General features: G+C 51.4%; 11 protein-coding genes. 2 read left to right on the top strand and 9 right to left on the bottom strand.

Features of this window, described 5'->3' with window-relative positions:
- The first annotated feature begins 339 nt into the window (after positions 1 to 339).
- Positions 340 to 1,227 (top strand): GntR family transcriptional regulator, encoded by an 888-nt coding sequence (locus LZP96_RS11730; protein ID WP_064326136.1) that lies wholly within the window; start codon positions 340 to 342, stop codon positions 1,225 to 1,227.
- A gap of 36 nt (positions 1,228 to 1,263) precedes the next feature.
- Here LZP96_RS11730 and LZP96_RS11725 read toward each other — a convergent pair whose 3' ends face one another.
- Together LZP96_RS11725 and phbB are read right to left on the bottom strand one after the other, a co-directional pair.
- The gene (locus tag LZP96_RS11725) at positions 1,264 to 2,601 is read right to left on the bottom strand and encodes a CitMHS family transporter (RefSeq protein ID WP_064326137.1); all 1,338 of its coding nucleotides are present in this window, start codon (positions 2,599 to 2,601) and stop codon (positions 1,264 to 1,266) included.
- 75 nt (positions 2,602 to 2,676) lie between these two features.
- Complete coding sequence (gene phbB, locus LZP96_RS11720) at positions 2,677 to 3,420, bottom strand: acetoacetyl-CoA reductase (RefSeq protein WP_064326138.1); 744 nt, start codon at positions 3,418 to 3,420, stop codon at positions 2,677 to 2,679.
- 310 nt (positions 3,421 to 3,730) lie between these two features.
- On the opposite strand from phbB, the gene LZP96_RS11715 reads away from it, so the two are divergent.
- Positions 3,731 to 4,831, top strand: coding sequence for a lactonase family protein (locus LZP96_RS11715; protein ID WP_064326139.1), 1,101 nt, complete (start codon positions 3,731 to 3,733; stop codon positions 4,829 to 4,831).
- A 31-nt stretch (positions 4,832 to 4,862) separates the two neighbouring features.
- Here LZP96_RS11715 and LZP96_RS11710 read toward each other — a convergent pair whose 3' ends face one another.
- The 7 genes from LZP96_RS11710 to LZP96_RS11680 all read right to left on the bottom strand — a co-directional run bounded on the left by LZP96_RS11710 (position 4,863) and on the right by LZP96_RS11680 (position 13,337).
- On the bottom strand, positions 4,863 to 5,798 hold the full coding sequence (locus LZP96_RS11710) for a LysR family transcriptional regulator (RefSeq protein WP_258926027.1): 936 nt from the start codon (positions 5,796 to 5,798) through the stop codon (positions 4,863 to 4,865).
- Positions 5,799 to 5,800: 2 nt separating this feature from the next.
- Positions 5,801 to 8,452, bottom strand: coding sequence for an aconitate hydratase (locus tag LZP96_RS11705; protein ID WP_064326140.1), 2,652 nt, complete (start codon positions 8,450 to 8,452; stop codon positions 5,801 to 5,803).
- A gap of 123 nt (positions 8,453 to 8,575) precedes the next feature.
- Positions 8,576 to 9,253 (bottom strand): transporter substrate-binding domain-containing protein, encoded by a 678-nt coding sequence (locus LZP96_RS11700; RefSeq protein ID WP_064326141.1) that lies wholly within the window; start codon positions 9,251 to 9,253, stop codon positions 8,576 to 8,578.
- Positions 9,240 to 10,622, bottom strand: a complete 1,383-nt coding sequence (locus tag LZP96_RS11695; protein WP_064326142.1) for an MFS transporter — start codon at positions 10,620 to 10,622, stop codon at positions 9,240 to 9,242. Before LZP96_RS11695 ends, LZP96_RS11700 begins: the two co-directional genes overlap by 14 nt.
- Before the next feature lie 11 nt (positions 10,623 to 10,633).
- Complete coding sequence (locus LZP96_RS11690; RefSeq protein WP_258926026.1) at positions 10,634 to 11,524, bottom strand: amidohydrolase family protein; 891 nt, start codon at positions 11,522 to 11,524, stop codon at positions 10,634 to 10,636.
- A gap of 38 nt (positions 11,525 to 11,562) precedes the next feature.
- On the bottom strand, positions 11,563 to 12,216 hold the full coding sequence (locus LZP96_RS11685) for an aspartate/glutamate racemase family protein (protein WP_064326144.1): 654 nt from the start codon (positions 12,214 to 12,216) through the stop codon (positions 11,563 to 11,565).
- Between the two features lie 50 nt (positions 12,217 to 12,266).
- Positions 12,267 to 13,337, bottom strand: a complete 1,071-nt coding sequence (locus LZP96_RS11680) for an isocitrate/isopropylmalate dehydrogenase family protein (RefSeq protein WP_064326145.1) — start codon at positions 13,335 to 13,337, stop codon at positions 12,267 to 12,269.
- Positions 13,338 to 13,473: the final 136 nt, after the last annotated feature.

The raw sequence follows: 13,473 nt of genomic DNA, 5'->3' as shown, positions 1-13,473 counted from the left end.
ATGCGTTGAGCCCCTTAGAATTGCATTCAGTTTAGCTTACTCTAAGGTGACGTTTCTATCTGGATAAAAAGTGACATTACTAAATGGTTCTAACACCGTCAGTGCGCATAATGTATATTATGTTAAATTGAATATGGCCATTTAGTAGTGAACATTCAGAGAGTCTTCTCTCTCCTTCTCCTTACCTGGTCATCTCACTGAATTCAGGCCTTCTCTGCCTCACCCCTGTGACGTTAATCACAGACTGCCAGCGTTGTTCAGGCAGCATTGCTTTTTATATCGAGGAAATGCAATGATATCAGGTATATTTGCATTTTACTTAGACTGCCGGGTGCTTTTATGAGAATCAGCGCACTAACCGAACGCATCTCCCAGAGAATAATTGGCCTGATCGACACTGGCGACATTATGCCGGGTGCGCATTTGAGCGTACCGAAGCTGGCGGAGGCATTTGATGTCTCACGATCTCCTGTTCGGGAGGCTCTGGTGTATCTGGAGCATAAAGGCGTATTGTTTCAAAAGGTCAATCGCGGCTTTTTTGTAAAAGAAGACTATCAGCCCGACGTTAAACAGGAACATACAGAGGAGCTGGATCTTCCTGAATATTATCAAATGGCTGAGGACTGGCTACAGGACAAGATCGAATCAGAAGTGACTGAGCTTTTCCTGATGAAGCGTTATAACCTGACTAAAAGCCAACTTTCTACCGTTCTTGCCCGTGGCATAAGTGAAGGATGGGTTGAACGTAAACAGGGTTATGGTTGGCGGTTTTTGACCGTTGCAAAAACCAAAGCCGCACTGGAGCAGATTTTTAGCTTCAGGATGGTCATTGAACCTATGGCTATCCTCGAACCCACGTTCAATGCTTCCCAGGATAAAATAAACGAGTTACGGCGTGAGCTTGAAATGCTTCTGGAAAGCGGCATTGAACGTCTCTCCCCTACCCAGCTCCAGCTGGCCGGGTATCGTTTTCACGAGACGGTGATTGGCTTTTCGAATAATCCATTTTTCGAAATATCACTGCGTAACGTCAACCGCATGCGTCGTCTGATGGATTATCGCATTATGGATGACCGCAATCGCTATTATGCGGAAGTGAAGGATCATATGCGTATATTAGCGCTGATTGAGTCCGGACAGCGCATCGAAGCCTCATACACCATGAAACAACATCTTTCCGTTGCGCTTGATAATAAAAAAATGCGCCGTATCAGCGCCGAATCCTGAATATAAAAAACGGGCTCACACAGTGAGCCCGTTTTTTTAACCTGCGACTGAATATAACGGGTATAAACCCAGTAATAGTCCCGATCCCAGGAAGATCATGCACAGCAGGAACGCCCATTTAAACGTGTATTTTTGATGGTCGCTGAATTCCACGCCCGCAAGGCCCACCAGCAGATAGGTCGAGGCGACCAGCGGGCTTAGCAAATGCACGGGTTGCCCCACCAGCGAAGCACGGCCAATTTCCACCGGATCAATTCCGTACGCCTTAGCTGCTTCCGCCAGAACCGGTAGCACGCCATAGTAAAATGCATCATTAGACATGAAGAAAGTACCCGGCAGGCTAATCAGCGCGGTGATGGGCGCAAGATAAGGCCCCCACGACAACGGTAAGACGTCGAGCAGCGTATTGGACATCGCTGACACCATACCGGTACCTGACAGGATCCCTGCAAAGATGCCCGCAGCCAGGAAAATGGATGTCTGATTTAATGCTGCTGGAGCATGTGCAGCGATACGCTGGCGCTGTGCATCAAGATGGGGATAGTTAATGAGCAACGCAATCGCAAAGGCAACCATAAATAAGACTGATAACGGGAGTAGCTCCATAACCAGCGAAACCATCAGCGCTAACGTCAGGGCGGCATTAAGCCAGAACATCTTTGGTCGACGCAGCTCTTCATTCACTTCATTAATTGCCGGTAAATAGCTCTCGGCATCGTCTTCAATAACCGAACCCTGGCTATTTGTCTGAATGCTGAGTTTACCCAGACGGCGTCTCTCGCGTACGCCAATATACCAGGAGAGGACAAGCACGCCGACCAGCCCACTGATCATGGACGGTATTAACGGGATAAACAGATCGCTGGATTCAATTTTGAGCGACGCTGAGACGCGAGCCAACGGACCACCCCAGGGCAATAGGTTCGTCACGCTTCCCGACAAAAAGACAACGCAGGTGAGCGCCAGCGGATCCAGGCGAATACGCTTGAACAGAGGCAGCATGGCGGTTACGCAGATCATATAGGTTGTAGACCCGTCCCCGTCGAGCGACACCATCGCAGCCAGCAGCGCAGTACACATTACCGCTTTGACCGGATCGCCATTTATAATTCGCAAGAAAAATCGAATTATGGGATCGAATAAACCTGTATCGAACATCGTGCAAAAATAAAGAATGGCAAAGATCACCATAATTGCCGTTGGTGCGACCTTCTTCAGACCATCAATCATCATGTCACCCATCTCACTACCGAACCCGGCAATAAGTGCGAAGATGATGGGAATAATGGTCAGGGCCGTCAGTGCAGATAATTTTTTAGTCATGATGAGGATCATAAAGACCACAATCATGCCGTAACCCAGTAACGAGAGCATAAGAGTCTCCGACGTATATATTTCTATATACGTAATGAAGGTAATTACGTTATGAGATGTTTAATGGAAAATGTTTTAGCTCATGTGCATGCCGCCATTGACGGAGAAATTAGCTCCCGTTGCGTACCCTGCTTCGTCGGATGCGAGCCAGGCACAAATAGAGGCGATCTCTTTTGGCGAACCCAGACGTCTGACAGGAATTTCCTGCACAATTTTGTCGATAACCTGAACCGGGGTAACCGTTTTGAGCTTGCTTGTCGCAAGGTAACCCGGTGATACGGTATTTACCGTGACGCCTCGCGCCGAAACCTCTCTGGCCAGCGCGCGGGTAAATCCACGCACGGCGTACTTAGCCGTTGAGTAGTTGACTTGCCCTACCGTGCCTATTTGCGCATTCAGGGAGGAGATATTGATGATGCGGCCCCAGCCTCTCGACATCATGCTGTCCACGACCTGACGGGTAACATTGAAAAGCGAATTCATATTGGTATCAATGACGGCCTGCCACTCCAGAGGCTGCATATCGCGGAACAGCACGTTCCTGGCGGTGCCTGAATTGTTAATCAGGACATCCACCTCCCCTACTTCTTTACGTATTTTATCGAAGGCCTTAACCGTCGAATCCCAGTCTGCAACGTTGCCTTCAGAGGCAATAAAATCAAATCCCAACTTTTTATTATCCTCAAGCCACGTCGTTTTTCGTTTTGAATTGGGGCCGCAACCCGCAATTACGATGAATCCGTCCTGTGCTAAACGACGACAAATAGCCGTGCCAAGGCTACCCATTCCAGATGTGACGTACGCAATACGTTGGGTCATAGCCCTCTCCCGTTGCAGTTCATTAACAATTCATCACTAGTTATTAACATTAAGAGGGGGCCAGCACATTTCCGCAACCCGGCCTTGTCGAAAATGTGAGCGAGATCGTTGGTTTTTGCATTTAATAATCATCAAATGCAATAAACGATTACTTGAATGTATTGCATCTGCGGCCAGGCCTGGCGCTTACAACAGCAAAAGCTGCTTAACCGCCCTCTTTAACGCAGTTTGGCTATATAAGTGAGATAAACGTCACAGTTTATTTTGTGCATTTATAATATATAAAATGCAAAGCTTTAGAGAGGGTGTTATGACAAAATTCGCTTATGTTGGTTGCCGAACGTCGGAATGGCGTGGTGCGCGCGGGAAAGGTATCACTGTATTCCGCATGAATGACGAAGGGCATTGGGAGCAGATCCAGTGCGTTCCTTCCATTCAGGATAACCCTTCCTGGTTAACGCTGGATACGAAGCGTAACCGCCTGTACGCGTTGCACGGAGACGGTAATCAGGTGGCCATATTTAATCGCGATCCCGAAACCGGGCTTCTGAGCCTGAGCGCTGAGCAGACGACCGGTCCCCTTAATGGTCATCCGGACCTCGAAACTGCCCGTAGAAATAATCCTGTGGGTGCGGCATTAACGCCTGATATGAATACCCTGCTGGTCGCCAACCATGAAGCCGGTAACGTTGCTGCACTGCCGGTTAATGATACCGGACTGGATAAGCCATGCCATTTCTCCCGTATAGAAGGGCATGCGGTAAAGGATGGCGCGTTTCAAACCCTCTCGCGTCCTCATGAAATCGTCTTCTTACCCGGCAGCACCTTGTTCGCCGTACCCATTCAGGGCAGAAAAGCAGGAAATGGAATCGATATGATACGTCTCTACCGCTGGGTGGAGTCTAAAGCGCAGCTGTGCGATGAAGTGCATCTGGCTGACGGCAGTTGGCCACGCCATGTTGATTTTCATCCCAGCGGAAAATGGCTTTACGGCATTAGCGAACTGAGCAGCACCGTGACCGCTTTTGACGTGGACAGTGCGCGCGGTTCGCTGACCCTTAAGCAAACGATAAGCACTCTTCCGCAGGGATATGCCAGCCGAAGTGACGCCAGCGAAGTGGAAGTTCATCCCAATGGCCGATTCCTTTACGCCGCTAACCGCGGGCATGATTCGATTGCCATATTCCGTATTGACCCCTGCGATGGTTCGCTGAGTCCGGCAGGATGGGTTCCGTGCGGGGGCAAAACGCCCCGCTTCACAACCCTGTCCCCCGATGGCAGGCAATTCTATAGCGCGAACGAGGACTCTGACACTATTCAGGTTTTTGATGTTAACGCTGATACCGGCATGCTCACCCGTACAGAGACAACCCTTCCCACGGCGAGCCCCACCTGTATCTGCTTCGCATAATGTGCATTGCCTTCCGTGAGCGCCGTCGGGTTTACGGAAGGATAATATCTGAATCCTGCGTCACGCCATTCTCCACGGGAATTAAACGACCGATCAGCGTTTTCACTGATGGCGAGGCTTGCGCATAGTTTTTGACACCAATAAGGAGTTCGCGTTTTGCCCATGTCTCCGATAACGGGATCAATCTGACCCCGCTATGGAGCGTCGCTGACGCCACTTCATTCACCGGCAGAACGGCTATGCCCAGCTGCTGTGCAACCAGCTCAGCCATAGAGATAAAACTACTGACGCGAAGGCCTACATTTAACGTTTTGCCATGGGCCCTTGCCTGCCTTTCCAGGATATGGCTGACGGCGCTGTTACGGTGAGAACCTATCAATTTTTCAGTCAGAATCTCTTCGAACTTAAGCTCTTTACGATCCGCCAGCGGATGGGTCGGCCAAACCATCACAGATAAGAGGTCGTGTTGCCATGGCCAGAACGCAATGCCCGCGCTGGGTGTCCAGTTAGAAAAGAAACCGACATCGGCATCGCCACCCAGCAGCCCCTGAACAACGGCCAGCCCGGTATGCTCCTCTATCTCGATATCGGTCTGGGGATAGAGCGCAAGATAATCGCTTATCACACCCGGTAAGCTACTCATCAGCGCCGCTGAGATAGTATAAATGCGAATGTGCCCCCGAATACCCGCAGCGTAATCGCTAAGCTCTTCTTCCATCTTCTCGAGGTTACGAAACACCTGCCGCGCATGATAGAGCAAGGAATGACCGGCGGGGGTGAGCGCAATCCCCCTGGGCATACGCAGCATGAGCGGCGTGCCAACCTGTTGCTCCAGCTCAGCGATACGCTTACTCACTGCAGACACCGCCGTATGTTTACGGCGGGCTGCGTGAGTCAGATTTTGCTCTTCAGCGACGGCCACGAAAAGAGATAAAGAGGTCAGATCAAAGCGCATCGCTGTTTCCATAGTTAGTGCTTCAGGGTTTGCTGAATAACATAAGGCAAAATGCCACCGTGCTGAAGATAGCGCAGTTCCTGGTGCGAATCTAACGTAAGGGTAAGTGAGAATTTCCCGAGCAATGCATCATCCCGTCTGATACGCATCAGCAGGGGCACCGCCCCCGGTTGCAACGTCTCAAGACCTATAAAATCTATCTCTTCCGTGCCTACCATATCAGGCAATTGCGCGGCAACGGCGGGATCGATATGAATCGGCAAGATGCCCATACCGATGAGATTGGTTCGGTGGATACGTTCAAAGCTGCAGGCTACCACGGCTTTTATTCCGAGCAGCGCCTGCGCTTTGGCTGCCCAGTCCCGGCTTGAGCCTGCACCGTAGCGCTCACCGGCGAAGATGACCAACGGGGAACCTCCCTCCTGCAACCAGCTTTGTGCAGCCTCATACGCGGACAGAATGTGCGTATGCTTCGCGTCCCAGGCCCGTCCTCCTCCACCTCGTTCTTCAGGCGCAAGCAGGCGATTAGACAGTGATTTATTGGTGAACGCGCCACGAACCATAACCTCATGATTACTTCTGCGTGTGGAATACAGGTTAAGGTCTGCGGGATCCTCATGGTGTTCAAGCAGCCATTGCCCGGCAAGGCTGGATGCCGGAATAGCGCCCGCCGGGGAAATATGGTCCGTGGTCACGTCATCGCCCAGCCACAGGAACGGATGCGCCCCAGATAAGGAAAGCGGAGCCGTCGGATCCCGGGGAAGACGCTCAAGATACCCTGGACGGCGAAGATAGGTTGAAGCAGGTTCCCACGGGTAGTGCATACTCCCCGGCGCCACGATCTGTTGCCAGTGCGGCGTACCCTGCCAGATAATGTCCCGACGTTTGACGTAGTGCTCACGTTTTACGACGCGTTTGAGCCACATCTCAACTTCCTCACGAGCCGGCATTAATTCGCGCATAGTCACAGCGCGTCCTTCCGTATCGGTGCCAAGCGGATCATTCACCAGGTCGTGGGACATGTGCCCCGCGATAGCCCACGCGATAACCAGCGCCGGAGAGGTCAGATAGCCGTGCCCAAGCGATGGGTTCACGCGTCGTGGAAAATTGCGGTTACCGGACAGGACGCATACCGCCTGCAATCCTTCGTTGACCATCGTTTCCATTGCGGGCTGTAACGCACCAGAACTGCCAATGCAGGTCATACAGCCATAGCCCGTGACATCAAAACCCACCTTCTCCAGAAAGGCCAGCAAGCCCGCTTCAGCAAGATAATCGGTGACGGCACGTGAGCCTGGTGAGAATGAGGTTTTGACCCAGGGTTTGGGCTTCAATCCTGCTCTGGCCGCATTGCGGGCAAACAAGGCTGCCTGGATAATTAACCAGGGATTAGCGGTCGTCGTGCAGCTGGTGATCGCGGCAATGGCCACGGCACCCTGTCTGATGGGTTCAGGATAAGCGGGATGTTGCCAGCGCCGATCCTTTGTTTGTGGCAAAAGCGTTTCTTCAAAGCTACTGGCTGCCTGTCCGAGCGGAATCTGCTGATGGGGATTCACAGGACCGGCCATGCTGGGTTCAATGGCCGACAGGTCAATCTCAATCAACTGGCTGAACGCGGGTTGCACGTCATCCGCTGTCCGCCACAGGTTTTGCGCCTGCATATAAGAATTGATAAGAGACTGCTTTACTTCCGTACGCCCGGTTAACGCAACGTATTCTGCGCTACGTTCATCATAAGGAAAGAAGACCACCGTCGCGCCATATTCAGGTGCCATGTTGGCAATGGTGGCGCGTGACTCGACCGACATCGCGCTCAGCGCAGGCCCGGTGAATTCGACAAATTTACCGACAACGCCGGTCTCACGAAGCAGGCGAGTAATATGTAAAGCCAAATCACTGTCGCTGACGTCATGTGATAGCGAACCTGATACCGAAATACCAATTACGTCCGGGAAACTTAAGGTGACAGGCTCTCCGACCAGCGCGGCCTGCCCCTCGAGGCCCCCTACACCCCAGCCAAGAATGCCCAGGGCGTTGATCATTGGGGTATGGCTGTCGGTCGCAATCATACAGTCGGCATGCAACAGCGGTACGGGTGCCGTTTCATCCACGGTCACCACCTCAGCAATAGCCTCAAGATTCATTAAATGTATGATTCCCGTTCCCGGCGGTATCACGCGGAAGTTGTTGAGACTCTTTTCCGCCCAGCGAATAAAGCGATAGCGCTCCGCATTGCGGCGAAAATCGAACTGAAGATTGTCTTCCAGTGCAGAAGATGACGCATAGCTTTCCACAATCACCGAGTGATCGATGGTCAGTACGGCAGGAATACGCGGATTGATTGCGCCCGCATCCCCGCCCAGCTCTGTTGTTAAATCGCGCATTGCCGCAAAATCAGCCAGGGCAGGCAGACACGTGGTGTCATGAAACATAAGACGATCGGGATAAAACGCCACCTCGCCTTTTTCTGCCGCCCCCTCAAGCATGAGCAAAAACTGCGGCAGCGTCTGGGGCGAGCGCAGTGCGACGTTCTCCAGCAAAACACGCAGGCAAAATGGGATTTTTTGCAGCTGCTCGCGCGGGAGAAGCTGGGTGAGATCGAGATAATCGTATCGTTGATTATTTATGACCAGCGGGGTGCGTTTCAGAGGTAAGAGAGATGTCATAAATCCTTCCATTACGGCTGTCTATTTATGTTCTTGAGTGGATACGGTGCCATGCAAATGAAGGGGTGAAAATTGAGCATTTGATAATTTAGCGTTCTCAAAATGAGAACGCTAAAAAGAGCATTACGCCGCGGCTAATTCTGTCTCGATAAGTTGTTTAACCGAACCATCTGCCTGCCATCCTGAAAGCAGTTCGGCAATGGCCTGGTAGCGTTCTTCGTTACCGTGAGGTAAGCAGATCGCCTGGTTGATCTGACCAAAATTATCGCTTAATACACGATAGCCCGCGCATTGGGCCGCAGTGCGTTCGAGCGGTTGACGAATGCCGGCAGCCATATCGCCTTCGCCTCTCAGAAACGCATCTATGGCCTCCTGAGAGGATCCCAAACGGTTCAAGGTCGCATTCTTGAGATGCCGTGTAAGATGGAGATCGTAGGCCGCGCCTTTGCCCACGTTAATCACCACCCCATCTTTATCCATTTGGTTAACGCTTTGCCATGGGCTGCCTTCTTTGACCAGCACGGTGCCCTGTATAGTGATATAGGGCTGCGTAAAACGCAGCACTTCTTCACGAAGGGGATCTACGGCAAGAAAAGCAATATCCCAGACATCGTTTTGCGCATCGTTCACAACCTGCCCGGCGGTCGGATAGGTGATGAATTGCGGTTCAGCCCCAAGCGCGTCCGCTATCCGCCTGGCTAACCCGACGGTAATGCCCGCAGGCTTACCGTCCGGTAGCGCTTTAGCAAGCACAGCATTACCCAGATTGATGGCAAAACGGAGTGTATCAGTGGCTAACATGGGGATCCTCCGTGAGCGGTGTTTTACGATCGCTATCGTTGTTTTCAAAATTAAGGCGCTGGATTTTTCCTGCGACGAACAAATAACAGCAGAGATTCAGGAAAGCACACACGCCGACGAAAATGAGCGCACCATTGAATGAGCCGGTGTCCTTAATAATGTAGGCGATAATGATAGGAGTAAAAATGCCGGAGATATTCCCGATCATATTAAACAACCCCCCACTCAGGCCCACCGCCTCTTTAGGAGAGAAATCTGATACCACGCACCAGCCCATAGCACCAAAGCCTTTGCCAAAGAACGCAAGCGACATGATGGCAACCACTATCCACGCTGAATCCACGTAGTTACAGACCACCATGCTGACGGCCAGCAGCATACCGATGACAATGGGTGTTTTACGCGCTGCTGAAAGGCTGAAACCGCGAGAAAGCATATAGTCAGACAACACGCCGCCTAAAAGTGCACCAGCGCAGCCACACAGTGCCGGTAACGACGCGACAAAGCCGGCTTTAAGGATAGTCATCCCGCGATCGTGGACGAGATAGACAGGGAACCACGTCAGGAAGAAGTATGAGAGTACGGTAAAAAAGAACTGACCCATATAAACGCCCAACGCCAGGCGATTGGTCAGCAGTTTTCGTGTGTATCCTTTACCGGTAGTTTCCCCTTTTTTGCTCGCCTTAAGATTGATCAGGCCGCCACCCGACTGAATGTAATCCAGCTCGGCGTTATTCACCAGCGGGTGGACCTTTGGCGTATCGGCCAGGACCTTATTCATGACCAACGAAACGATGATACCCAGTCCGCCCATAAACCAGAAGACGGACTCCCAGCCATAGGTATAGGAAAACCATCCCATCAAAGGTAAAAACACTACCAGGGCGAAATACTGCGCGGCGGTGGTAAAACCGGATGCCTTCCCCCTCTCCTTTGCCGGAAACCATGCGGCAAGAAAGCGTGAGTTAGCAGGAAGCGTTGGCGCTTCAATGAGTCCCATCATAAAGATAAAACCAAACATCATGATCCGGGTGACCCAGACGTTATCAAAGGAGGTGCTAAACCCCACCAGGAACACGAAAAAGGACCAGGTAAACACGCCGGTGACCAACACTTTCTTTGAGCCAAAGCGGTCGAGTAACCAGCCTCCCGGATACTGGCCCAGCACATAGGCCCAGGTAAACGTTGAAATAAGATATCCCAGAGCCACGATATCCAGCCCGGCGGATTTAACCATATCGGTACCGGCGATGGAAAAGGTCGCGCGATCCCCATGATTTAAAGCAATGCTCAGAAATACCATCAGCAAAATCATATAACGATAATGCGTGGGTTTCTTTTTTGAGGATGTAGAGTCAGGAGTTGTCATTCTTTTCGGCCTTATCTCGAAGATGAAGCATTAAATCCATAAAGTTGAGCCGGATTTTCCACAAATAATTTGTGCCGAATCCGGTCATTACTTGCCCAGTGGAATATTTTTGAAAGAATTAAAGCGTCATCTGGCATTTTCTTATTTGCGCTAATGAGATTGGGATGCGGCCAGTCGCTTCCCCATAACACGCGTTCGGTTGCTTCATTTAAAAAAGTCTTTACCATTCCGGCCATATCAGACACGTCATCACGCTGTGACTGATGATAAAGCGCAGAGAGTTTTACCCAGCAACGGCCTGAATCAATCAAGTCCCAGGCGAGCTTCCAGACAGGATGTTCCTTGGGCTGCGGCTGAGGCAGCCGAAAGAAATGATCGATCACCAGCCTACCCGGCACCTGCCTGAGCAGTGAGCGCAATTCCCAGAGCTGGCTGGCGTTGGCATGCACCTGAACGTGCCAGCCTCGCTCTGCAACCCGCGCGGCAAGCGGTAATAGCATCTCCGGCGTCGTGACGCTGCCCGCCCCGAAATTAAAACGGATCCCTTTCACACCGGCGCGGGATAACACATCCAGTTCGTTATCACTCGTTGCATCTGTCACCACAGCTTCACCCCGCGCGTTCGGACCAAATGCCTGTAGCGCGTCGATGAGGCAGCGGTTATCGGTACCGTAAGAAGAAGGCTGCACCAGAACATGGCGTGTAAATCCCAGCCAGTCCCGGAACTCACCATACTCACTCACGGTCGCGTTGGGTAAATTACGTTTGTCGTCTGCAGAATAAGGATACCGCCGATCGAAAATATGATGATGACAGTCGCAGCAATTTGCAGGTAATTCAAAATCAGGCAGATACACACAATGGCTGTGTTTAATTTCTGCCTGCACTTTTTTATTATTCACAGCGATGCCTGCTCTTTCACGTACGCATAATGAATAAGTTAATTCATTACGCGCTTAAGTTTTTTAACTGCCGATTGCGGGCTGCTTAAAACCGGGCATGAAACGGCTGCTTTCACCTTTTCGTAAGCGATTTCCATTGAAAAATGGGCGAGAATAATGGCATCGGCATCCTGGTGCTGCTTCGCGGCCTCAACGATAAGTTGATTATGACGCTCAGCATTACCGGCATTCAGGGCATCTCGCGCACCGGCGACGACAACGCTCTTCAGAGTTGCGTCAGACTGGCGCAACGCAGCCATCTCTTTGAACTCCTCCTCCATGCCGTTAACGGCAGGCGCGAACGTCGCCAGCATCACAATATTACGACCCACAGCCAGCGCATCTTCGAACATGGCTTCGTTCGGCTTTAGCACCGGTATAGCCTGATCTTTTGCGCTGGCATCAATCGCCGTGCCAAATGCTGAACAAGTAAACAATATGGCTGCGGCATCAATACTGACCGAATACTGAACCAGATCATCTATACGCTTTGTCAGCCGGGCGGTTAAACCCGCTATCTTAGCCCGATCAACGCTTAAAGCATCATCAAGTAAGTTACTGACTTCTGCATCGGGCCACAGCTGCTTAAAGGTGTTGTTGACAGGCGCGACTGCCAGTGGCGTGGCATGAATAAGGACGATACGTTGGCTCATAGCCTCTCCGTTAGTCCGGCTGCCGCGCATTGGGCAGCCGTCATTTATGCTCAGGCGCGAATAGAAGCAGCGACTTTCTCAGCAAAAGCCTTAGTACCGCAGGTCCCGCCGAGATCGGGAGTGCGCGTTTCAGGATTTTCCAGAACTTCATCCACGGCACGGCTGATTTCGTCTGCCGCTTTCAGGAATTTCGGCTGGTTGTGCTTCTCAGCATACCAGGCAAGCATCATAGCGACGGAAAGGATCATGGAGACCGGATTTGCTTTATCCTGGTTCTGAATATCCGGCGCGGAGCCATGCTGAGCCTGGGCGCAGCAGTGGGTATCGCTTGCCATAATGGAACCGGCTAAACCAAGGCTGCCCGATAATTCGCTGGCCAGATCGCTGATAATATCGCCGTAGAAGTTGGTCGCGACCAGAACGTCAAAGCGCTCAGGATTACGCACCAGGTGCGCGGTTGATGCATCAACCAGCAGATCGTCCAGCTCCACTTCAGGAAACTCTTTTGCCACTGTACGAACGGCTTCGAGGAACAGACCGTCGGTCATATGGAAGCTGTTTGCTTTATGAATGGCGGTCACTTTTTTCTTACGCTGCATGGCCAGCTCAAATGCTTTGCGGGCGATACGCTCGGAGCAGTGACGCGTAATCTTACGCGTTGACAGAGCCATATCCGGGCTCGGCATGACCTCACCCCAGCCACGCGTCATGTTACGGTCCGGATAAAAACCTTCAGTAGCTTCACGCATGATCACCAGGTCCATGGTTTTACCCTCTTTCATATTAGAGGTCAGGAATGGACGGGTGCGGGCTGGACGCACGTTCGCGTACAGATCGAGACCGATACGGAAGCCAGCAGACACGTTACGGCCGCCCTTCTCTGGCACCGGGTAATCAGCATGTGATTGTGTACCCAGAATAATGCCATCGTACGTTTTTGCTTTATCCAGCGTTTCCTGGCGAAGCGTTGTACCGTGTTTTTCAAGGCTCTTGAAACCCACATCTTCATAGTCGAATTCGAAGCCCAGACCGTAGTTTTTATCCAGAGCGTTCAGCACGGTTACCGCAGCTGAGGTGATTTCAGGACCGATGCCGTCACAAGGCAGAACCAGAATGCGCATAAAAAGACTCCAATAGTTTGTTTGCTTTCGATTGCATTTTTATACCAATAAATGCACCTAGCGCAAGGTGATGGAGATCACATTTATCCAATAAAACTTTTTAAATGTAGCAATTTCGTTACCTTTCAGTCCGTTA

The organism is Huaxiibacter chinensis (genome assembly GCF_022171985.1).
GTDB classification, from domain to species: domain Bacteria; phylum Pseudomonadota; class Gammaproteobacteria; order Enterobacterales; family Enterobacteriaceae; genus Enterobacter; species Enterobacter chinensis_A.
Note: the sequence above shows the minus strand (reverse complement) of the source record. Positions and strands in the feature narration are given on the sequence as shown.

Excerpts from the sequence above, each read along its gene's own strand:
- LZP96_RS11730 (WP_064326136.1), top strand. The coding sequence starts at position 340 with ATGAGAATCAGCGCACTAACCGAACGCATCTCCCAGAGAATAATTGGC.
- LZP96_RS11725 (WP_064326137.1), bottom strand. The coding sequence starts at position 2,601 with ATGCTCTCGTTACTGGGTTACGGCATGATTGTGGTCTTTATGATCCTC.
- phbB (WP_064326138.1), bottom strand. The coding sequence starts at position 3,420 with ATGACCCAACGTATTGCGTACGTCACATCTGGAATGGGTAGCCTTGGC.
- LZP96_RS11715 (WP_064326139.1), top strand. The coding sequence starts at position 3,731 with ATGACAAAATTCGCTTATGTTGGTTGCCGAACGTCGGAATGGCGTGGT.
- LZP96_RS11710 (WP_258926027.1), bottom strand. The coding sequence starts at position 5,798 with ATGGAAACAGCGATGCGCTTTGATCTGACCTCTTTATCTCTTTTCGTG.
- LZP96_RS11705 (WP_064326140.1), bottom strand. The coding sequence starts at position 8,452 with ATGACATCTCTCTTACCTCTGAAACGCACCCCGCTGGTCATAAATAAT.
- LZP96_RS11700 (WP_064326141.1), bottom strand. The coding sequence starts at position 9,253 with ATGTTAGCCACTGATACACTCCGTTTTGCCATCAATCTGGGTAATGCT.
- LZP96_RS11695 (WP_064326142.1), bottom strand. The coding sequence starts at position 10,622 with ATGACAACTCCTGACTCTACATCCTCAAAAAAGAAACCCACGCATTAT.
- LZP96_RS11685 (WP_064326144.1), bottom strand. The coding sequence starts at position 12,216 with ATGAGCCAACGTATCGTCCTTATTCATGCCACGCCACTGGCAGTCGCG.
- LZP96_RS11680 (WP_064326145.1), bottom strand. The coding sequence starts at position 13,337 with ATGCGCATTCTGGTTCTGCCTTGTGACGGCATCGGTCCTGAAATCACC.